This is a genomic window from Acinetobacter sp. 243_ASPC (genome assembly GCF_001054715.1).
Classification (GTDB): Bacteria; Pseudomonadota; Gammaproteobacteria; order Pseudomonadales; family Moraxellaceae; genus Acinetobacter; species Acinetobacter soli.
Window position 1 is genome coordinate 1 of sequence record NZ_JVOR01000074.1, and the last position, 21573, is coordinate 21573.

The 21573-nt window shown below is 45.6% G+C and carries 18 protein-coding genes; 6 read left to right on the forward strand and 12 right to left on the reverse strand.

Features of this window, described 5'->3' with window-relative positions; genetic code table 11:
* The 3 genes from ADA42_RS07405 to dxs all read right to left on the reverse strand — a co-directional run.
* On the reverse strand, positions 1 to 1469 hold a 1469-nt coding region (locus tag ADA42_RS07405), incomplete at its 3' end, for a DEAD/DEAH box helicase (RefSeq protein WP_048764419.1).
* 419 nt (positions 1470 to 1888) lie between these two features.
* Entirely contained in the window at positions 1889 to 2719 is an 831-nt protein-coding gene (locus tag ADA42_RS07410) for an inositol monophosphatase family protein (RefSeq protein WP_004934467.1), read from the reverse strand.
* A gap of 118 nt (positions 2720 to 2837) precedes the next feature.
* Positions 2838 to 4751, reverse strand: a complete 1914-nt coding sequence (gene dxs / locus ADA42_RS07415; protein WP_048764421.1) for a 1-deoxy-D-xylulose-5-phosphate synthase — start codon at positions 4749 to 4751, stop codon at positions 2838 to 2840.
* Between the two features lie 300 nt (positions 4752 to 5051).
* Between dxs and ribA the strand changes: the two genes are divergently transcribed.
* From ribA to ADA42_RS07430, 3 genes are all read left to right on the forward strand, one after another.
* Positions 5052 to 5654 (forward strand): GTP cyclohydrolase II, encoded by a 603-nt coding sequence (gene ribA / locus ADA42_RS07420; protein ID WP_004934462.1) that lies wholly within the window; start codon positions 5052 to 5054, stop codon positions 5652 to 5654.
* A gap of 115 nt (positions 5655 to 5769) precedes the next feature.
* Positions 5770 to 6708 carry an oxygen-dependent coproporphyrinogen oxidase gene (gene hemF / locus ADA42_RS07425; protein ID WP_048764422.1) on the forward strand — a complete coding sequence of 313 codons (939 nt, stop codon included), beginning with the start codon at positions 5770 to 5772 and terminating at the stop codon, positions 6706 to 6708.
* 210 nt (positions 6709 to 6918) lie between these two features.
* Positions 6919 to 7125, forward strand: a complete 207-nt coding sequence (locus tag ADA42_RS07430) for a hypothetical protein (protein WP_004934454.1) — start codon at positions 6919 to 6921, stop codon at positions 7123 to 7125.
* A gap of 24 nt (positions 7126 to 7149) precedes the next feature.
* On the opposite strand, the gene ADA42_RS07435 is transcribed toward ADA42_RS07430, so the two are convergent.
* From ADA42_RS07435 to ADA42_RS07455, 5 genes are all read right to left on the reverse strand, one after another.
* Positions 7150 to 7794, reverse strand: coding sequence for an MBL fold metallo-hydrolase (locus ADA42_RS07435; RefSeq protein WP_025095681.1), 645 nt, complete (start codon positions 7792 to 7794; stop codon positions 7150 to 7152).
* Between the two features lie 14 nt (positions 7795 to 7808).
* Complete coding sequence (gene hemH / locus ADA42_RS07440) at positions 7809 to 8831, reverse strand: ferrochelatase (protein ID WP_025095682.1); 1023 nt, start codon at positions 8829 to 8831, stop codon at positions 7809 to 7811.
* 58 nt (positions 8832 to 8889) lie between these two features.
* Positions 8890 to 9927: a DUF4062 domain-containing protein gene (locus tag ADA42_RS07445; RefSeq protein ID WP_004945132.1), complete on the reverse strand. Its 1038-nt coding sequence runs from the start codon at positions 9925 to 9927 to the stop codon at positions 8890 to 8892.
* Positions 9928 to 10005: 78 nt separating this feature from the next.
* On the reverse strand, positions 10006 to 10896 hold the full coding sequence (gene murI / locus ADA42_RS07450) for a glutamate racemase (protein WP_004934445.1): 891 nt from the start codon (positions 10894 to 10896) through the stop codon (positions 10006 to 10008).
* 46 nt (positions 10897 to 10942) lie between these two features.
* A complete protein-coding gene (locus ADA42_RS07455) occupies positions 10943 to 11554 on the reverse strand; it encodes a DUF1285 domain-containing protein (RefSeq protein ID WP_048764426.1) in 612 nt (203 codons plus the stop codon).
* Between the two features lie 185 nt (positions 11555 to 11739).
* Between ADA42_RS07455 and ADA42_RS07460 the strand changes: the two genes are divergently transcribed.
* A complete protein-coding gene (locus ADA42_RS07460; protein ID WP_048764428.1) occupies positions 11740 to 13452 on the forward strand; it encodes an electron transfer flavoprotein-ubiquinone oxidoreductase in 1713 nt (570 codons plus the stop codon).
* A 147-nt stretch (positions 13453 to 13599) separates the two neighbouring features.
* On the opposite strand, the gene ADA42_RS07465 is transcribed toward ADA42_RS07460, so the two are convergent.
* A complete protein-coding gene (locus ADA42_RS07465; protein WP_048764431.1) occupies positions 13600 to 15873 on the reverse strand; it encodes a hypothetical protein in 2274 nt (757 codons plus the stop codon).
* Between the two features lie 235 nt (positions 15874 to 16108).
* Between ADA42_RS07465 and ADA42_RS07470 the strand changes: the two genes are divergently transcribed.
* Complete coding sequence (locus ADA42_RS07470; RefSeq protein WP_004934431.1) at positions 16109 to 17932, forward strand: acyl-CoA dehydrogenase C-terminal domain-containing protein; 1824 nt, start codon at positions 16109 to 16111, stop codon at positions 17930 to 17932.
* A 39-nt stretch (positions 17933 to 17971) separates the two neighbouring features.
* Here the strand turns inward: ADA42_RS07470 and ADA42_RS07475 are convergent, their stop codons facing one another.
* Complete coding sequence (locus tag ADA42_RS07475) at positions 17972 to 18619, reverse strand: hypothetical protein (protein ID WP_004934427.1); 648 nt, start codon at positions 18617 to 18619, stop codon at positions 17972 to 17974.
* A 312-nt stretch (positions 18620 to 18931) separates the two neighbouring features.
* On the opposite strand from ADA42_RS07475, the gene ADA42_RS07480 reads away from it, so the two are divergent.
* Entirely contained in the window at positions 18932 to 19204 is a 273-nt protein-coding gene (locus ADA42_RS07480; protein WP_004934426.1) for a PspC domain-containing protein, read from the forward strand.
* Between the two features lie 66 nt (positions 19205 to 19270).
* On the opposite strand, the gene ADA42_RS07485 is transcribed toward ADA42_RS07480, so the two are convergent.
* A complete protein-coding gene (locus ADA42_RS07485) occupies positions 19271 to 20377 on the reverse strand; it encodes an HPP family protein (RefSeq protein WP_048764434.1) in 1107 nt (368 codons plus the stop codon).
* A gap of 103 nt (positions 20378 to 20480) precedes the next feature.
* On the reverse strand, positions 20481 to 21434 hold the full coding sequence (locus ADA42_RS07490; RefSeq protein ID WP_048764436.1) for an alpha/beta hydrolase family esterase: 954 nt from the start codon (positions 21432 to 21434) through the stop codon (positions 20481 to 20483).
* Positions 21435 to 21573: the final 139 nt, after the last annotated feature.

Sequence of the window (21573 nt, forward strand, 5' to 3'; positions counted from 1 at the left end):
CGATCTTCACCACCGAAGCTACGCTTTGGACGGTCATCAAAACCGCCTTCACGGCGTGGACGATCTGAGTTAAATTCGCGACGCGGACGGTCTTCACCACCAAACGGACGCTCACCACGTGGGCTATCATCGAAGCTACGACGTGGGCGATCATCACGACCACCTTCGCGACGTTTAAAGTTACCTTCACCTTCAAAACGACGACCGCCGCCGCCAAAGCTACGACCACCGCCATCACGACCGCCACGGCCATTACCGCCGCGACCACGACCACCACCATCACGGCCTGAACGTGCAGGCGGTGGAGATGGCTCAAGACCTTCAATTTCAGAAACGCTTAAACGCGCATCTAGGTAGTCTTCAAGCGCACGAATCTTGCCACGCTCGCGGTAAGTTGCAAGTGTAATCGCTTGACCAGTACGACCTGCACGGCCAGTACGGCCAATACGGTGAACGTAATCTTCATGCTTCATTGGTAAGCCGAAGTTGATCACGTGTGAAATAGTTGGTACATCTAGACCACGTGCTGCTACGTCAGTTGCAACCAAGATTTTTGCTTTACCTTCACGGATGCTGCGCAAACGACGGTTACGTACGGTTTGTGGCATTGCACCGTGCAAAGCAACAACTGAATGGCCCGCTTCAGCAAGTTCTTCAGCTAACATGTCAGTGTCTTCTTGAGTGCTTGCAAACACAACAGCCTGATCCATTTTTTCATCACTTAACCAATGGGTAAGCAATTTTTTCTTGTGCTCAAAACCATCTGTCCAGTGAAGTGTTTGGGTAATATCAGTGTTGGTCGAATGACCCGTTTCAATGGCAATACGCTGTGGATCTTGCATCATGCATTCAGCAAGACGAATAATACGATCTGCAAATGTTGCAGAGAACATTAGAGTCTGCTTACGGTTAGCAGCCAATTCGCTAATCGCTTCTAGGTCTTCAGAGAAACCAAGATCAAGCATACGGTCAGCTTCATCAACAATTAACGCATCAACTTTATCAAGTTTAAGTTGACGACGGTTAACCAAGTCAAGCAAACGACCTGGCGTTGCAACAACTACTTGAGCGCCTTTAAGTTGCTGAATTTGCTTAGCAAAAGGCATACCGCCCATGATTGCAGCAATACGTACGCCTTTCATGTGACGAACAAATGCAATCGCATCTTGACTGACTTGCTGTGCAAGTTCACGCGTTGGTGAAATGACAAGAATATTCGGTTGAGTTACAGCGCGCATACGTTCTTTAAATGGAAGGAACGTATCTTGACCCGCAAGTGCATGAAGTGTTGGCAACAAAAATGCTGCAGTTTTACCAGAACCAGTTTGGCTAGAAACTAAAAGATCTTTACCTTCTAAAGCAGCAGGAATTGCTTGTTCTTGAACAGGAGTCGGGCTAGTAAAACCAAGATCCTGTAGTGCATTTTGTAGAGATTCGTGTAGAGAGAAATCGGCAAAAGTTTTGCTCATAGAGAGTTTCACCCTAATGGGTGCTCCATTTTAATAAATACAAATATGGACATCGACAAAAGGCGGCACGGCATCTTAGGCTGAATAATATGAAATTCAGCAGCAATCCGAATAACGACGATGTAGACTATACGCACGCATGATTACGGCCGGAACCTGAAGAATCGCTGAGCGATTTGGGCGCAATGAATGGTCCTCTCTATGGACAGCGTGCGCATACAATGAATAGAACAGAATGTTCAGGTAATGAACGGAAATTTAAGTGCGTTGCGAGATTATAGCAGAAACTTTTTAAAAGTCACCTTATTTCTCAATTTTTTCATAATATGTTCTTTTTTGAGGCCTTTAAATGGTCCATCTGGTAAAAAAACACCCTCTTGATGAGGGTGTTTTTTTAAGTAAACTCAACCACATGGCGATTATTTCGCCATTTCACCCCATGCAGGCACCACGGTTTGCATCAGTGGTTTAAGCATTTTCATTGAGGTCGCAAGCACTTGACCATTTTCAAACGAATCATGTCCACCGCGTGCATCCACCATAACGCCGCCAGCTTCTTTTACAATCAGCTCACCTGCAGCGATATCCCACGGTTTTAGGCCTACTTCAAAGAAACCATCAAAACGGCCCGCAGCCACATAGGCCAAATCGAGTGCAGCAGAACCTGCACGGCGGATGTGAGCACCTGCTTTAGTGACTGCAAGCAATGATGCAAAATGTTGCTCGGCATAAGAAACGATTTCACCATTACGTTTAGCACGGTATGGGTGGCCTACAGCCAAGAACGTATTTTCTAAATTTTCACGAACATTCACGCGGATACGGCGCTGGTTCATGACCGCACCACGACCACGACTTGCAGAGAACATTTCGTCGCGTACAGGATCGTAGATCACACCGTGCTGGGTCACACCTTTGTGCTGAACTGCAATTGAAATACAAAAATGAGGGAAACCATTGATAAAGTTTTGTGTGCCATCCAGCGGGTCGATCACCCAGCACCAGTCTGCATCGTGGCCTTTGCCTTCTTGCAGACCAAACTCTTCGCCCAAGAAGCTATGGTTTTTGTAACTTTTACGAAGGGTATCGATTGTGAGTTGCTCGAGATAACGGTCAACGCGCGTTACCGGACCTTCAATGCCTTTCTCTTCAACTTGTAGGTCGAGCTTGTGACGATTCTGATGTGCTTTTAAAAGCTCTTGACCAACTAATTGAGCCGCTCGCGCAGCCATAACCACCATAGGTTCCATTGAACACCCACTACAAATTTGAAGATTTTGACAAAGAATAATGCATAAAAGCGCGGCAATTCTATCAAATTGCCGCGCCTTTTGGTAAATAAATTCGAGTTTTTTTAGCGGAATGTGTTTAAACCGCTTGTACAATCCTTAACCAAGCCTTTTCAATTGCGTTTTGGATCCCCTCAGTATCCAATCCACAATTTTTTAGCATCTGGGCATGTGTAGCTTGATGAATGAAAGTATCTGGTAATCCCAAATTCAAAACAGGCTTCAAGATTTGCGCCTGAGCCAAGTACTCATTGACTGCACTGCCTGCACCAGCCATGACCGCATGCTCTTCAACCGTCACAAATAAATGCGTGCGTTCAGCCAGATCGCGAATGATTTGCTCATCAAGCGGTTTGACAAAACGCATATTGACGACAGATACGCCTACATCATATTTTTGCGTCAATTGTTGTGCTGCCTCGACTGCAACAGCAACGCGGCTTCCAAATGCTAAAATCGTGATTTGCTCATCGTGAGTCGTACTCGACTCAAAGACCACCTCAGCCTTACCGATTTCCAGTTTGCTCAGATTTGACTGAATCTCAACGCCTAAGCCTGCACCACGCGGATAGCGTACCGCAGCCGGGCCTGGATACTCATAAGCGGTATGCAGCATTTGGCGGCACTCATTTTCATCTTTAGGCGCCATGATGATCAGATTTGGCACTGTACGCATGTAAGCATAATCGTATGCACCTGCATGTGTCGGACCATCTTCACCGACCAGTCCCGCACGATCAATACCAAACGTCACATCCAGATTTTGTAACGCCACATCATGAACCAGCTGATCATAACCACGCTGTAAGAAAGTCGAATAAATTGCCACAACAGGTTTAAGCCCTTCACAGGCCATGCCAGCAGCCAACGTGACCGCATGCTGCTCGGCAATCGCCACATCAAAAAAACGCTCCGGATACTGCTGAGCAAATTTGACCATACCCGAACCTTCACACATCGCTGGCGTAATTGCCATTAAGCGTGAGTCTTGCGCCGCTTCATCACATAACCACTGTCCGAATACATCAGAATATTTAGGGGGAGATTTCTTGGCTGGCGCGGTGGTCACAGGCGCGACTTTACTAATCGCATGATAAGTAATCGGATCGGCTTCGGCCGGGATAAAACCTTTGCCTTTTTTGGTATATACGTGAATTAAACGTGGCCCTTTGCGTTTTTTGAGGGCATGGAACACATCAACAAGCTGATTGACATCATGGCCATCAAAGGGACCAAAATAATCAAAGCCAATCGCTTTAAATAAGTTATCAGCTGCATCGGTAGCCGACTGATGCAGGCGTGAATTATAGGTCCACTGCGGATGCGGCTGGACATAAGCCTGCCCCTCTGCATCGATATTGACCAAATGACCTTTTTCCCAAATGGCAGCCAAGTGTTTGGCAAAACCACCGGTACTACATGAAATCGACATGTCGTTATCGTTGAGGATGACAATCAGATCTGCGTTGTGCGCGACGGCATCATTCATGGCTTCAAATGCCATACCTGCAGTCATGGCACCGTCGCCTACAATACTGACCACCTCACACGGATTTTTTTGGTAGCGGCGTGCCAGTGACATGCCCAAACCTGCGGAAATTGCAGTAGACGAATGCCCAACACCAAAGGTATCAAATACTGATTCTTCGCGTGCAGGAAAAGCCGCAAGACCATTTTGTGCACGAATAGTCGTCAGTTGTTCACGACGACCTGTAAGTGCTTTGTGCGGATAGGCCTGATGTCCTACATCCCAAATGAGACGGTCATTTGGTGTATTAAAACAATAGTGTAGAGCAACCGTTAATTCGATCACGCCCAAATTGGCACCAAAGTGGCCGCCACTTTGACCTGCCGCATACAAGATAAACTGACGCAACTCATCAGCCACCTGTGTCAGTTGGCTAGGTTCGAGCTGACGTAATTGTTGCGGATGATTAATTTCATCTAACAATGGCGTAACAGGACGGTGAGTTGGAATTTCGGTATACAACATATGTGGCAAAGCCTTTTTAAGCCTGGCAAATCCTAAGCTGGGTAAATGGGAATTCGATACGCATATCGAATTAAATCACCTTCAATCAGCCACATTTCTAACGATGCAGTATTGAGCACAACTAACATGTGCTTAGGGTGGCGTAGATTATCCTGAATAATCTCACAATTTATCAACCATTATTGTCCGCTTTCTAAAAAAAAGAAAAGGTTCTGAATAATTTCGACATGACAATTCTACCAATCTCTAAGCATTACGCTATACTTTAGCCGATTTCATTGACCTAAAGATGAGTAATTTGTGGCTATTGAGTTTGTCGCGACCTCTAAACTACCGACCCAATTTGGTGACTTCAATATTTCAGTCTTTCAAGATCCTGTAACGGGCGAAGAGCACGTTGCATTGTCTAAAGGCTTAGAGTCACCACCGACGGCGCCAGTGTTGGTGCGTATTCACTCAGAATGCCTCACTGGCGATGCATTTGCATCGCTCAAATGTGATTGTGGCCCACAGCTGCAAGCTACACAGAAACTGATCAATCAAGCAGGTCAGGGTGTGATTTTGTATTTACGTCAGGAAGGCCGTGGCATTGGATTGACCAATAAAATCCGTGCCTATGCACTGCAAGATCAGGGACACGATACCGTAGATGCCAACTTACTGTTGAACCTACCTGCCGATGCACGCCGCTACGACATGTGTACTATCATGCTGGATCATTTACAGATCAAGCAGGTCAAGCTGATTACCAACAACCCACTCAAACTGAATGCGCTAACCGATCTTGGCATTGATGTTACCGAACGTGTTGCTCTCACAGTGGGCAAAAATCCGTTTAACGAGCAATACCTTAAAACCAAAAAAGAGCGCATGTCTCACCTCTATCAAAAAGATGACTTCTAAGCGATAGATCATTGAAATTGACGCTTGAGTCATTTTTGGCTCAAAATCCCTTACTTTTTTTAAGGTTTTATGTTTTGATGATCAGACGCGTTTAAGTTTTTATTTGAGGCACAGCATGCAACATCCAACTTCAGACGATATTCAACGGGTCCGTGAGTTTCTTCTCGATCTTCAAGCACGTATTTGTAGCCGCCTTGAACAGCAAGAACAGCTTGGGGGAGGAAGTGCGACGTTTGTGATTGATGATTGGGAACGTCCAGAAGGTGGCGGTGGCCGATCTCGGGTGTTGCAAAATGGTGACGTGATTGAAAAAGGTGGTGTGATGTTTTCACACATCAACATCTCTCAACTGCCCGCCTCTGCTACGGCACGCCATCCTCAAATTGCCGGTGCCAAAGCGCAGGCGCTTGGCGTATCACTGGTCATCCATCCTAAAAATCCGAATATTCCGACTTCACATGCCAATGTACGCTTGTTTGTGGCTCAGCCTGAAGGACATGATCCGATCTGGTGGTTTGGTGGCGGATTCGATTTAACCCCGTTTTATCCAAATGATCAGGATGTCCAACACTGGCATCAAACAGCATTTGATTTGTGCCAACCTTTTGGCGATGGTGTATATGCCGAGCATAAGCAATGGTGTGATGACTATTTTTATTTAAAGCATCGTGATGAACAGCGTGGTGTGGGTGGTTTATTTTTTGATGATTTGAATGCTTGGGATTTCGATACCTGTTTTGCTTACATGCAGGCCGTAGGTAACGGTTATCTGGATGCGATCTTGCCAATTTTTGAGCGCAATCGTGATAAGCCCTACACACCAGCGCAACGTGATTTTCAGCTTTATCGTCGCGGGCGCTATGTCGAATACAATTTAGTCTATGACCGCGGCACCTTATTCGGCTTACAAACGGGGGGCCGAATTGAATCGATTTTAGTGAGTTTACCTAACCTCGCTGCATGGACCTATCGTCCTGAATGGGATCAAGATTCTGCCGAGAAAAAGCTCACCGATTACTACCTCAAACCACAAGATTGGTTATGTCTGCTGTAATATCTCCTTGCAAATGAGACTGTTTCTTATCGAGACAGTCTCTTGTCTATTTTGAATTATCGTTTATGCTCTAACATGGAAATCCCTGATGCAGGCACTTAGGGGTTGCAAACCAAGAAAGATGCTTACAGTGTAAATCGATCCTGCATGTCATGCTTATTTCATCAAGGTTTGTTTTACTTATTCAATTCTTATGAAAAGGCTATCTCCATGTCCCATCTCTTTGAACATAATCGCGCATTGTTATTTTGGATGACCGTTGCAATCTTGATTGTTTCGTCTGTTATTACGCTCGGATTTGATAACGTCTATTCCGATGGTATCTCGATTCCAATTAACGTCTTTGCCAGTGTCGGACTATTTTTGATGATGATGACCCATGTGATCGAAGAGCTTGAGTCGATTTGTAATCCCTAAGCTCTTTAATCACCGCATTGTGACTTAACCCGCTTTGCCCGCCACAAACGGATTAAACTGTTTTTCATAACCAATGGTGCTGATCGGGCCGTGGCCTGAAATAAACTGGGTTTGATCCGGCAAGCTAAAACATTCACGCTGGATAGACGCGAGTAATTGGGCATGATCACCGCGCGGGAAATCTGTGCGCCCAATTGAGCCTTTAAACAACACATCACCTGTCCAGAGCAAATTATAGTCTGCACTATAAAACATGACATGACCTGGCGTATGCCCAGGTGCATAGCGCACTTCAAACTCAGTTTCACCGAGGGTCAGTACTTCTCCGCCCTCAAGCCATTGATCCACTCGAACTGGCTGTGGAATGGGAAAGCCATAACGCGCAGAGACTTCTTGAATCATATCGAGCCAAAAGGCATCTTCTTTGTGCGGGCCAATCACAGGCACTTGCCACAGCTGGGCAAGCTCTCCAACCGCACCTGCATGATCCAGATGCCCATGCGTGAGCCATAAGGCTTTTACTGTTAAACCCAATTCTTCAACAGTCTGTTTTAACTTTTGAGCTTCACCGCCCGCATCAATCAGCACAGCCTCTTTACTTTCACTGTCCCACAAAATTGAGCAGTTCTGCGCAAAGGCCGTAACCGGCACGATTTTCACTTGTAACATAGTGTTCTCTTCACTCAATGCTCACGATATGCAAGCGTGTAATCTAGGGCATCCAGATTCACTTTAAGCAGTTGTGTTAGCAACTCAAGATGTTCAGCATTGGTGTTTAATGCTGGAATATACTCGTAACGCTGACCACCAGATTCCAAAAATAGTTCAGCATTTTCTACTTCAAGTTCCTCTAAAGTTTCCAAACAGTCCGCAGAAAACGCCGGGCTTAAAATTTGAACACTTTCTACGCCACTTTTGCCCCACTCTTCAAGCAAGGCGTCGGTATACGGTTTGACCCATTCCTGCTTTCCAAAACGAGACTGGAAGCTGATGGCCCATTCATCGTCGTGTAATCCCAAATGTGCAGCAACCAGTCGAGCCGTTTCACGGCAACGCTCTGGATACGGATCACCTTTGTCGGCATAAGGCTGTGGAATACCATGAAACGACATCAAGAGTTTTTGTGCCTTGCCATGAGTTGCCTGAAAACGTGAAATACTGTTGGCCAGTGCTTCGATATATAAAGGATGACGATAGTAATCTTTCAGAATTGTCAGGCCCGGCAAGTGGCGTTGCTTGGGAATCCAGCGCGCAAAGGCATCATATAGTGGTGCAGTTGAAGTAGCCGAATATTGCGGAAATAATGGCAATACAATCACATGCTCTTGTGGCATTTGTGACAAGTTTTTGAGCACCGCTTGAATGCCCGGATTGCCATATGACATGGCCGGAATAATATTCAGGTCTAAATGAGGATACTGCGTATCGAGCTGCTGCTTAATGCCCGCAACCTGTGCATACAGAATTTCCCGCATGGGTGAATCCTGATTCCAGATACTGGCATACGCCTCTGCAACGCGCTTGGGACGAAACGGCAATACAAAACAATTCAGAATAATCTGCCAAATCACTTTTGGAATTTCGATTACCCGCTGATCCGATAGGAACTGTCGCAAAAATTCACGCACAGCCGGTGCTGTCGCAGCATCGGGTGTGCCCAGATTGGCCAAAATCACTGTAACTTTTGGTTTAGGTATGCTTGGCATACTTTGTCCTGTATCAATACCCTATGACTGAGCTTAATGTATCAGGTTTTCAGGTTATTTATAAATTGGAATATGAATCAGTTTTTGATTGAAAATTTCGATTTTGATGTTGAAAGTAGCGATCAACCATATGCTGCCCTGCTGCGGTCAGTCGCCACTGCATTCGTTGCTGTTCATCACGTTGAACCGGAACAATCCATTCGTTTTGTCGCATTTGCAGTTTGATGTGATACAAGCCATGCACCAGAATTTGTGCCCGTCCGACCGCATAGACCTGAGGCAGCGTTTTTTGTATGTCGCTTAAGGCAGTATCATTGAGGTAATCATTGAGGCACTTGGCAAAATATTCTTCGGGGATTGGGCTTTGAAACACCTTGGAGAGTTCATATAGCAGGCGCCCCCATGGCTCGGTGCGTTGCAAGGTTAACTCGTGAATATGGCCATCTTCATAGGCCTGAATACGGTATTCAAACCGATACACGTCGTCGATGGACACATCACAAATGGCCACCATATCCTCTTCGCACTGACGCAATGTACGTTGTAATTGCAGAAGCTTGCTGCGCAGATGATCAATTTCATCTTGCAGAGTTTGCATATTTTGCGGACGAATCCAGCCCAGTACCGGAAAGCACTCCAGCATATGCAGCATGTTGCTGCGCAAGGTATGTTCTAATTCACGTAAGTTTTGATAATAAAATACTTGATCGACTTCTTGCTGTAGCTGCTTACGAAATTCGATAAATTTTGCACGAGCAGGTGCCGATGCATCATGTAATTCTTCTGCACGCGCATCGGGATCGGCATGCATGAACACCACCATAGGCTTTTGCTTGGTGATGGCGTAGATATACTCCAGATGCATATAACTAATGCCCGAAACCGAGCAGTCGCCGTATTGGCTACCCAAAAGCAAAATCACATAATCACAATCATCAATTTGCCGACGAGCAATTGCGGTGCTTACGGGTGAGCGCTGTTCGACACACCACGATGAAAAACCCATTCCAATCAAGGTTTGTGCAATCACACGGCGCTCAGGCGACATTTCTGCACCTGAGGTTGCGACAAACACTTGATAGCGCCGATCGAGCATGCGGCAGTCCTCTTTCAGCTACTGATGGATTGCAAGGAAATAAAGATCAATCTTATATTTATCATGAATCGAATCTTTTTATTTGGTCTTTTGCGCAGTATAAACCTGAATCGAGTTTAGCTGCCACGTAAGATGCGATGGAATCAAGTGCTCAACCACCTGACGGGTCTGTTCAAGTTGCTGACCTGTGACAAAGCACGCGATCCGCAATCCAGAGGCATGTTCATGTTCAGCAATCAGTTGATGTTTAATCAGAATTTGGGCCGTTTGTCGTGCCACCGCAACACCTGAATCAATCAGAATGAGCTGGCTGCCAAATAACTGCTCAATCGCATCTTTTAAAAATGGATAATGGGTACATCCCAACACCAGATGATCTGCCCCCTGATCAATCACGGGTTGCAATATCTGACGCAATAACGTCAAACAGGCGTGGCTCATTTCCTGCCCCGCTTCAATCAGTGGCACCAGCTCCAGACATGTCAATGGTATCACGCGCACCCCCGCAGGCTGTGCAAAGTGATCGATTACATCCTTTATGAGCTGTCCACGAAAGGTGGCCGGCGTTGCCAAGACCGCAACCACCTTCGACTTACTTTGGAGCACCGCAGGTTTTAACGCAGGTACCAGCCCCACAATCGGAAACGATTCGCCATAATGGGCACGCAAACTGTCTAGGCTAAAAGCGGATGCAGTATTGCAGGCCACCACAGCCATTTTACAGCCCTGACGGTATAACCATTCAATGCCACGGGCCGTCAACTGACGAATATCGTGATCGGGCCGTGGTCCGTAAGGTACATGCGCTGTATCGGCCAAATATACGATCTGCTCATTGGGCAAATGGCGGGCAATTTCCTGCGCAATCGACAAGCCACCTACACCCGAATCAAACACCCCGATGGGTGCATCGGCAGACGCCGCAGGCATCGGGTCAAGTTCAAGAGAAACAGGAAAGATGGCAGTCATTTCAGCACTTCAAAGACAAGATGGAACTGAGCATCAAGCTTAAACCTCAACTGTCTAAATGCAAGAGCAAATCACCACTTTTTAGTGTTAAAACCACTTTTCCATCTGGTGTTTCATCGAGCTGGCCCAGTTCTACCAGATGATAAAATACCTGTCGTTGAATTAAGGCATTGAGTCCAAAACGTACATGTACATAGGGACGCCGTTCGCCAGCGTATTCCTGCATAAAAATCGGATGTGCATCATCGACCAGCACCACATCCTGATTGGTCGTGGTCAATTGCAAATACGCCTGCCCGTCAATCTGAACTTGCTCGACCCGATTGACCAATAAAGGCGCATCTTCAACCTTGATTTCGATTTGCTCGACCGGGGTTTTCAGATAAAATTTGCCCGCCTCTTGCCACAGTACACTTGAGAACAGATCCAGCATGCTTTGTCGTTTCATCAATTGACCTTCGTGCCACCATTCTCCATTGGCTTTAATGATCAAATCCATTTTACCGCAATGCTTTGGGTGCCACTGGTCGAGAGGTGGTATTGACCTTTTGTGACTTTGCTGTACATCTTTTACGTATTGTGCAATGTTGATTAAGTTTTTATCATCATCTGAGGGTGATTTTTCACTCTCCTGAGATGAATTATTTTGATTTACCATAGTTTATGCCTTGCTGACGAGAAAATATAACGACTCAGCCAATTGGCTAGATGACGGTTTAAATCTATACTAGCCCAGACTATTAAAGACACGATCCGTGGCTTGTGTCTAGAGATTCAGAACACTCATGGCAGCACCGAATATCAAATTACGGTTGCCACCCTTAGCAATATAAGGAGTCCTACATGGAACACATCGAACGAGAAGCGATGGAGTTTGACGTAGTGATCGTTGGTGCAGGACCTGCAGGTCTGTCTGCTGCGATTAAAATTCGCCAACTCGCGATTGAAAATAATTTATCCGATCTATCCGTCTGCGTCGTCGAGAAAGGTTCCGAAGTAGGCGCTCACATCCTGTCTGGGGCGGTACTTGAGCCACGCGCGATGAATGAGCTTTTTCCGAACTGGAAAGAAGAAGGTGCGCCGCTAAATGTACCGGTTACCGAAGATAAAACCTATTTCTTGATGTCTGATGAAAAGTCTCAAGAAGCACCACACTGGATGGTGCCTAAAACCATGCATAACGATGGCAATTATGTCATTTCACTCGGCAATGTGGTGCGCTGGTTGGGTCAAAAGGCAGAAGAACTGGAAGTGTCTATTTTCCCAGGTTTTGCTGCAGCAGAAGTGCTTTATCATGCTGATGGCACCGTTAAAGGTATTCAGACCGGCGACATGGGCATTGGTAAAGATGGTGAACCAACGCATAACTTTGCGCCAGGTTATGAACTGCATGCCAAATATACCTTGTTTGCCGAAGGATGCCGCGGTCATTTAGGTAAACGCCTGATCAACAAATTTAATCTCGACAAAGATGCCGATCCACAGCATTACGGTATCGGGATTAAAGAGCTTTGGGAAATCGATCCAGCGAAACACAAACCGGGCTTGGTGATGCACGGTTCTGGCTGGCCATTGAGTGAAACAGGCTCATCGGGCGGCTGGTGGCTTTATCACGCTGAAAATAACCAAGTGACCTTGGGCATGATCGTGGATTTATCTTATGAGAATCCGCACATGTTCCCGTTTATGGAAATGCAGCGCTGGAAAACCCATCCCCTCATCAAGCAATATCTTGAAGGTGGCAAACGTATTTCGTATGGCGCGCGCGCTGTGGTGAAAGGTGGTTTGAACTCATTGCCGAAACTGACCTTCCCAGGCGGTTGCTTAATTGGTGATGACGCAGGTTTCTTAAACTTTGCCAAGATCAAAGGCTCTCACACTGCCATGAAATCTGGCATGCTGTGTGGCGAAGCGGTATTTGAAGCGATTGCACGTGGTGTCGAAAAAGGCGGTGACTTGGCTGTTGCCCGTGTCGTGGAAGGTGATGATCTGTTCGACAAAGAACTGACTGCCTACACGCACAAATTTGACAACAGCTGGCTCAAAGAAGAATTACACCGTACCCGTAATTTTGGTCCAGCCATGCACAAGTTTGGCCTCTGGATCGGTGGTGCATTTAACTTTGTTGACCAAAATATCTTTCAAGTGCCATTTACCTTGCATGATCTGCAACCGGATTATAGTGCTTTAAAAACACAAGACAAAGTCAGTGTTAAGCCGACGTATCCAAAACCTGATGGCAAGATTACGTTTGATCGTTTGTCTTCTGTGTTTGTTTCAAATACCTTGCATGAAGAAAATCAGCCATCGCATTTGAAATTGACCGATGCCAGCATTCCTGTTGCAGTGAATCTGCCTAAATGGGATGAACCGGCACAGCGTTACTGCCCTGCGGGTGTATATGAAATTGTGGCAGAAGATGGTGCTGCGCCGCGCTTCCAGATCAACGCTGCAAACTGTGTACACTGCAAAACCTGCGATATTAAAGATCCTTCGCAAAATATCACTTGGGTGACACCAGAAGGTGGTGGTGGTCCAAACTATCCAAATATGTAAATATTTGGATCGTTCTTGCGAAGCGATAATCGCTTCTCATCTCAAAATATATCGTCATACGCCTAAGCTAGAGCGGGTGGTTAAACAAACCACCCGCATAAAAAAACTGGCTCAAGGATCCAGTTTTTTTATTTTCAGTATGAATAATTAATGCGTCAGTAACTGCACATAGACCTGTTTAAATAAATCGTAGTCGATATATTCAAGATGTGCTTCCTGTACGCCTTGTACAGTTGCTGGGCTAAGTTTATTTTGACGGGTATCGACATAAACAAGCCCTAAAATATTGGCCACCTCGAGCAACTGTTTACGCTGAGTCGCATCCAGCTCATTTTCTTTTTCAAAGCTCAGCATATACTGCTGGGCAAACAAGCGTTGTGGCTGATGTTTAAATTGTTGCTGCAACGTCTTCCACTGCTGACGCTCGGTTTTGGTTTGCATGGCTTGTGTCACGATACGGTCAACGTCATAGCCGAGTTCAGCATCAAATTGATCGTCCTGCACCAACTTATGCTTTTGTTGCAACTGTTTTATCACGGCCAAACGCTTTGCATTAAGCGGATTGGTTTTTTCATCTGAATACCAATAAGCATAAACCTGCGCAATTTCGTTTAAATCCTGACGTGAATAATGTCGAACAAACTCAGGTGAATCTGCCGTGAGCTTGGCAATGAACACGGCATTAAAGGTCTTTTCATAAGATCGGGTTTGATCGTAAGTGCGTTCAGCCAGTTGATTTAACTGATCGTCCCAAGACAATTCAGCACCTGAAGAGGTCTTTGATGTGGTGTCCTGCCCTAAGGTTTTACTTAGATTTCCCACAAGCCCTTCAATCATGGAGCCCTTACTGGCCTCCTTAAATGATTTGGCTTGTTTTAACTGCTTGGTATCGATAGGTGTCGCATGGCCATAGTTTTGTATTAGGGTATCGGCACGAAGATTAAGCTTTTTGTCACTGCCCGGTAAAGTAAAGCCGAGATTATAGTCGATGGTAGCCGCTCGACCTTGAGCATCAAGACCGACATCGATGACAAACGGATTGGAGCTTTGTACCTTCGCCTTTACACGCTGAATCTCAGCTTGATGTTTATTCCATAAAGCTTTAAACGCATCTTGATCGATAAACTGGTTTTGATCGTAGGCCGCAAAAGTTTTGGACAGTTCAGCACGTGCTTCAGTGAGACCCAACATTTTTGATGTCTGCACCGATTGCAGAACATCGATGTCGTACTGTTGCATACAATAGGTCGCATCGCCTGCCGCAATCGGCTGATTTGACTTATTCAAGGCTTGGCATGCTTCGGCATCTAAACCGTCTACAACCGCGACAGACGTCTCCTGATCCGATGCCTCAGAGTCAGATTCGGACTCAAGCTCAGTTGCCTCGAGTTCTTCGCTGGCCGTTAAATTAAATTTTTGATTGAGTAACTGATACAGCGACAGTGCAGCAGCATCGGCTTGTTGCTCTGGTGTCTCTTTGCCAGTCACGATTTTTTCGGCTTGCTGAGCTGTGGCCTCACCTTCCGCCCACTGCTCAAGCGATTGATCTTTAAGCCCTAAAACAGACTGGTTAAAGTATTTTTGATTGACCTGTTCAAACATGCCCGATTGTAGTGATACATCCTCAAGCGTGGTCTTGAGACGGATTTTTTCAACCACACCTTTGGCTTGATCATCACGATTTACCGATAGATGCTGTAATTGTCCGGGTTCGGCCAGATCATACATCACAGCAGTCGAGGCCTTCAGATACTCGACCAGCTTTTGCATATTGACCTGTTTCAATTGCTCTGAATATTTAGAAAAATCGAGATAGGCCAATGAGTCTTGGCTCTCCTGATTCACCAGATACGGCATAATGGCAAAATAATTGGTATAAAAACGATAGGCTTTTAAATCCAGAATCATCGGAACTTTGGCCTGCACCAGCAAGGTGGGCTTTTCATAACGTGCCGTTAAATTAAAGCTGCCGATCCGTTCGCGATAGTGAATGGAGCCGTCAAATTTAAATTGAACGTCATTTAAAATATTGAGTAAGGTCTCGGCTATTTTTTCAAAACGCGATGGATCAAGCGCACCCGATTTTTTTTGCTGCGCAATGGCCGCGTAAAAGGCCTGTTTCTCCGCAGAACTCAGCTTAATCTGTTGATCTGCTAAAAATTGATCGATTTTCAGCTGTAAGGCTGGATCAAGCAAAGCAGGCGCTGGGTGATTTTTGCGACTTTGAGCTGTCGATGCATCCACGTTTACTGAAAAATGACCGCTATAGTCATAACTTGGATATTGATACATGGCATTTAAACCACGAACAGCTTGCTGATCAAGCGCTTGCTTTTCATTATTGGTTTTTATGACATGTTGGGTACAACCACTCAGACTCAAACCCAATAAACAAAAAGTTAAGTATTTTAGACGTATCATTACCGATTACACCGTTAATATAGTTATAGTTTCAAAGCTTCAACTTGTTTTTTTGAAAAAAACACAGGTTTTTGACTGTATCAGAAAATCAGAATCAAAACGAACCACATCGATCTTCAATTCGCTTTTCTGACATTTTTTTCAAGTCACGTTATCAATGTTTTTTTAGCCAGCTGTGTCAATAATAAATCATCAATAGAGCCACTCTATTCCAATCCATTTAGGAGTTAAGACGATGCCAGCGTATAAAGCCCCACTCCGTGATGTACGTTTCTTGATGAATGAAGTGTTTGATTATCCTGCGCACTTTAAAACTCTGTCAAACGGAGAAAATGCAGATCCAGATACCATCGACATGATCTTAGAAGGTGCGGCCGATTACTGTGAAAATGTATTGTCACCTTTGTATCAAAGCGGTGATGATGAAGGCTGTCATTTTGAAAACGGTGAGGTGCGCACTCCAAAAGGTTATAAGGAAGCCTACGACCAGTTCGTACAAGGCGGCTGGCAGGGTCTTTCGTATCCGGAAGAATTTGGTGGTCAGGGCTTACCTATGTCACTTAATCTCATCAAATCTGAAATGATGGGTACTGCAAACTGGGCTTTCACCATGTATCCGGGCCTAAGTATGGGCTGTATGAATACCATCTTGCAGTTTGGTAGTGAAGAACAAAAAAATACTTACATGCCGCACTTGGTGGCAGGAACATGGTCGGGCACCATGTGTTTGACCGAGCCACAATGTGGTACAGATTTGGGACAAGTCAAAACCAAAGCCGAACCTCAGGCAGATGGTACCTACAAGCTCACCGGGACCAAAATTTTTATTTCGGCGGGTGAACATGATCTGACAGAAAATATCGTGCATATTGTGTTGGCACGTTTACCAGATGCCCCTCCGGGAACACGCGGTATTTCACTATTTATTGTGCCAAAATTTTTGCCAACCGCAGACGGCGGTGTAGGTGAGCGTAACACGGTGAACTGTGGTTCGATTGAGCATAAAATGGGAATCAAAGCTTCAGCTACTGCAGTGCTTAACTTTGATGGTGCAACCGCTTATCTGATTGGTGAAATCAACAAAGGTTTGCATGCCATGTTTACCTTTATGAATACCGCACGTATCGGGACAGCGGTACAAGGGATCGCACATGCCGAGCTGTCTTATCAGGGATCATTGCCATATGCCAAAGAGCGTATGTCCATGCGTGCACTCTCTGGGAAAAAAGATCCAGATAAAGTGGCCGATGCGATTATCCATCATGCCGATGTACGTCGTATGCTGTTGACTCAAAAGGCAATTGCCGAAGGTGGTCGTGCCATGATTTATCATGCTGCACAATTGGCCGATAAAATGACCGATGCACTTCTGGTGGGCGATCAGGCAAAGTATGAAGAATACGACGATAAATTAGGCTTTTATACGCCAATTTTGAAAGGCTTTTTGACCGAGCTGGGCCTCGAAGCTGCCAATCATGGCGTGCAGGTGTTTGGTGGGCATGGGTACATCAAAGAATGGGGTATGGAACAAATCGTACGTGATGCACGCATTGCCACTTTGTATGAAGGAACAACAGGCGTACAGGCGCTCGATTTGATTGGTCGTAAAGTATTATTGTCTTCAAAAGGTAAAGTAGTTCGTGACTATACTGCCGAAATTTTGAAATTCTGTGGCCGTCATGCACGTAACAAATATCTGCGCCGTTTTGCTTGGGATTTAACCAAACTATGCGCACAGTGGAATACGCTGACTGTACGTATTATGCTTGCCGCACGTAAAGACCGTGACATTGTATCGTCTGCCTCAATGGATTATTTGATGTTCTCAGGCTACGTGATGATGGCTTACTTCTGGGCACAGCAGGCAGTGATTGCTTCTGAGAAATTAGAAGCAGGTGACGGCAAAGAAACTGCGGAATTTTACAAAGCTAAAATTAAAGTTGCAGACTTCTATTTTGAACGCTTGTTGCCACGTACTCAAGGGCATGCAGAATCAATGGTGAATCCATCTCGCTCCTTGATGGCACTGCCTTCAGAACATTTCAGTTTTGATTATTAATTCAAATTCAAAAAAGGGCATCCGATGATGCCCTTTTTTTTAATCGTCTCTTTTTTCTAGAATATATTCTTGCTTAGGTGCGATGAGTCCAAATTCTAGTTCACGGCGTGGATTTAATTTTTCGTGATCGATCGTACGCGCCAGATTAAGCTTTAAATCTTGATCGGGTTCAATTTTGTAGTAAATGTCGACGCCTTCGTTTAGCTCTATCACGATCTGGTTGTGGGTTTTATCTAAGGTCCAGTTATCTTGACGGTAGGCACTTTTTTCCTTGATGTTGCCTTCTGCGCCCAGTCGTCCCGGATTCACCAAGGTCTGATGTGCTGTACCATCTTCTAATAACGTCAAAATATATTCGGCACTGCCCTGCGGACAATTAAATGCCGTATCTACACAGGCAATACGCGTGTGATAACGCCCGACATAACGCAAAGCATCTTCAGAAATTTCGGCATTTTTAAATGCATGCTGTGAAACTGGCAACGTCGCTTGCCCAGCAACATCGGATAATTTTTTGCCCGAATCGATCTGTACATTCATTTCTGAAGGGCGTACATGTTGACTCGACACATGCTCGTGCGAAGGATTGCTCGCATCACAAGCGGTCAGACTCATACCGATTACCCCCATACACATCAGGTGAGGTAGCTTGATCTGCTGTGACGATGAAAAAGGCATCATATTCATATCACAAAATACCGTAAACAAGACAAAACAAATAAGTGCGTGATAAGACTTAATTGTTGAAGAGCGTGAAAAAAAAAGAGCGTGGTCGTAGCAAGACTGCAGCCTGATACTCACCAGCTAAAGTTTAAACATCCGCTGTTTAAAATGAATGCAATTGTAAAATGGATCACGCCTTGAGGTGGGATTGCTTTACATAATTTAACCTTTTAGTTGCGTTTGTCACTTTAAAACAGGGCGACCTGCCCCACAAATAAAAATACAAGCATCGAGTTTCAAGATGTTTGCCGATATTATTTTTAAGGAGAAACGTCAATGGCCACTACGGGTTTATACCGTTCCAACCGACAACATATGATCGCCGGTGTAATGGGCGGTATTGCTGAACGTTTTGGTTGGAACGCGAACTTACTTCGTTTGATTTTTATTGTGATTTCACTGATGAGTGCCGCCTTTCCGGGTATTTTGGTCTACCTGATTTTATGGCTGGTGATGCCAAAGCAACCGAAACGTTTGGCCTATAGTACAGTCAATGAGGGATATAGCCATCCGGTTCGCACCGTACATGAAGATCGACACTCACGTTAACCCACCCTTTGACCATGTTGGTCGCTACGGTTGTTTCCCCTAACATCAACCGTAGCTTTTTTTTGTTTAACTTTGCGTATGTAAAATAAGTTGTTGCTGGAGTGCTGCAATCATGTCGGCGCGGCTGATGATCCCCACCAACTGAGTCTGATCGACCACAGGAATATAATTAAACGATTTTTCGACAAAGTAAGGAATTAAATCGCCAATCGGCTGTAGCGGCTGTGCCGTGATCACCGTCCGATTCATAATTTGATTCACTGTAAATTCCCACGATGCCCGTGGATCTGCTGCGCGTTTAAACCATTCCACCACATCATAAAGCGCTAGCGTGCCGACCACCTGCTTATGCTGGTCAATCACGGGCAAGCTCATCAAGTTAATCTGTTTAAATTTTTCTAGTGCATCTTGAATTTCTTCGTGCTGATCAAGCGTCATGACGTCTTTGCTCATAATATCGGCACAGACAAAATGGCTGATCTGGCGCTGCTGCGCCTGCGCTTGTGCATCTAAAATGATTTTTTCTAAATCGTACTGACTGATGTCGAGTAGCTCAGTCTGTGCCTGCATAGCACGCTGGATATCTTGTGGCTGAATGGTGACTTTTTGTGTGGGTGTCGGATCACTCGAACGCGTATTGACATGCCGAGGATACGGAAACTGACGACCAATCAAACGGTTAAATCCGATTGCAAAAGCCATTAATAAAACAGAATTGAGCAGGACGGGATATATCACAAAGGCATAGCCCAGTTCATGTACCGTCGAACCACCCAATACTGCGGTAATGGCCACAGCACCACTCGGCGGATGTAAGGCATCGGTCGACATCATTAGAAAAATTGCAATACCGACCGCAATGCTCAATGCCAGGGTTTGATCTGGAATCCAGAGCGCACAGCTCACGCCTACTAGAGCGGCCAAAGTATTGCCCACCACAATATTCCACGGCTGAGCCAAAGGACTAGATGGCAAAGCAAACAGCAATACAGATGAAGCCCCCATCGGCGCAATGTACCAAGCATTCATGCCATGGAGTACCCACCAGCTTACCCAAGACGAAATAGCCAATCCGAACAAGGCACCCACTGCACAGTACATCCGCTCTTTGAGCGCCAGCACGCGAAAATCGGGTTTTAGATCATTTAGCCAAGTTTGCTTTGTTGGATTCACCTGTCGTACGCCTCGGTATTGAACTGCCTGAGGGACAAAAGTATAAACAGACCAACCTTAAAAATGCATTTAAATTATATCTTATACACAGCAGTAAAATTGATTAACGATGATGCCGCTCAAAAAAACTCCAGATCAGGGTCGATGCATCGACACGATCATGCGGATTGGTGCTAGCAGGCCAAACATGGTGGCCTTTGGCGAGCTGATAAAACATCAGATCAGCCGCACAGCCCTCTCCTTTTAGACGTGTGACCTGTTTACTCATTACTTCCTCGCTTAATGTCTGGCACTGATTGGCGGCTTTCCAGTATTGAAGTGGAAATTGAACAGGCTCGAAGGCTTTGGTCTGCGCCTTGGCAACAAAACCGATTGAGCTGACTCCACCTGCCACCGGAACCACATGATCACGCGTACCATGAATCATCAAGATTGGCACAGGTGCCTTGGCAACCGGCGGCTGTTCAAACATCGCACCTGACACCACCGCCACTGCGGCCAACTGAGTGCCCATTTGCTCAGCCAACTGATACGTCAACATGCCGCCGTTAGAAAATCCGGCAATATAAATACGAGTGCTATCTATTGCATAATGCTGCTTTAGATACGCAATTAATTGTTGAATAAAGCGCACGTCATCCACTTGCTGTTGCACGGCATCGCCACAACAGCCACCGCTATTCCAGACGCCTTTTTTTTCTGAAGGCCCAATCCCTTGAGGTGCCACCAATAAAAATCCCTGCGCTTCTGCCTGTGCTTGAAAACGCTTGATCATTTGTGAGGAGTTACCGCCACCACCATGTAAGGCAATCACCAGCGGCTGTGACTGGGCATTTGGATTGGGATTGAACAGTTCGAAACTACGCACCCGCTGATCAACATTGAGCCGCTTGTGCACAATCGGCAACTGATGATAGCGGATACTCTGCTGAATATGCGTCACAATTTTCTCCGTCACCCAGCCTGCTTGCGTTGCTGTACTCAAGCCGAGTGTGGCCAAGATTGCCAGCAGAATACGACGCTGCGAAGATCGAGTTTTAACTTTATTTTCAAACATATCGGGTGCTCGGCGACAGATTTTGATTCCACAATATCGCGCTCATTCCCGACAATCAATGTGGCTTTTGGTTGTTTTTTCTTGCTGCGAGCTACACAGAACCTTTGCCACTCCCCTGCAAAATCCTTATACTTATGAA

Bases quoted from the DNA above. Each gene is read 5' to 3' on its own strand.
- ADA42_RS07460 (WP_048764428.1), top strand. From the start codon at position 11,740: ATGGAACACATCGAACGAGAAGCGATGGAGTTTGACGTAGTGATCGTT.
- ADA42_RS07490 (WP_048764436.1), bottom strand. From the start codon at position 21,434: ATGTTTGAAAATAAAGTTAAAACTCGATCTTCGCAGCGTCGTATTCTG.
- hemF (WP_048764422.1), top strand. From the start codon at position 5,770: ATGCAACATCCAACTTCAGACGATATTCAACGGGTCCGTGAGTTTCTT.
- hemH (WP_025095682.1), bottom strand. From the start codon at position 8,831: ATGCCAAGCATACCTAAACCAAAAGTTACAGTGATTTTGGCCAATCTG.
- ADA42_RS07455 (WP_048764426.1), bottom strand. From the start codon at position 11,554: ATGGTAAATCAAAATAATTCATCTCAGGAGAGTGAAAAATCACCCTCA.
- ADA42_RS07475 (WP_004934427.1), bottom strand. From the start codon at position 18,619: ATGAATATGATGCCTTTTTCATCGTCACAGCAGATCAAGCTACCTCAC.
- ADA42_RS07435 (WP_025095681.1), bottom strand. From the start codon at position 7,794: ATGTTACAAGTGAAAATCGTGCCGGTTACGGCCTTTGCGCAGAACTGC.
- ADA42_RS07465 (WP_048764431.1), bottom strand. From the start codon at position 15,873: ATGATACGTCTAAAATACTTAACTTTTTGTTTATTGGGTTTGAGTCTG.
- ADA42_RS07470 (WP_004934431.1), top strand. From the start codon at position 16,109: ATGCCAGCGTATAAAGCCCCACTCCGTGATGTACGTTTCTTGATGAAT.
- murI (WP_004934445.1), bottom strand. From the start codon at position 10,896: ATGACTGCCATCTTTCCTGTTTCTCTTGAACTTGACCCGATGCCTGCG.
- ADA42_RS07445 (WP_004945132.1), bottom strand. From the start codon at position 9,927: ATGCTCGATCGGCGCTATCAAGTGTTTGTCGCAACCTCAGGTGCAGAA.
- ADA42_RS07480 (WP_004934426.1), top strand. From the start codon at position 18,932: ATGGCCACTACGGGTTTATACCGTTCCAACCGACAACATATGATCGCC.
- ADA42_RS07410 (WP_004934467.1), bottom strand. From the start codon at position 2,719: ATGGAACCTATGGTGGTTATGGCTGCGCGAGCGGCTCAATTAGTTGGT.
- dxs (WP_048764421.1), bottom strand. From the start codon at position 4,751: ATGTTGTATACCGAAATTCCAACTCACCGTCCTGTTACGCCATTGTTA.
- ADA42_RS07430 (WP_004934454.1), top strand. From the start codon at position 6,919: ATGTCCCATCTCTTTGAACATAATCGCGCATTGTTATTTTGGATGACC.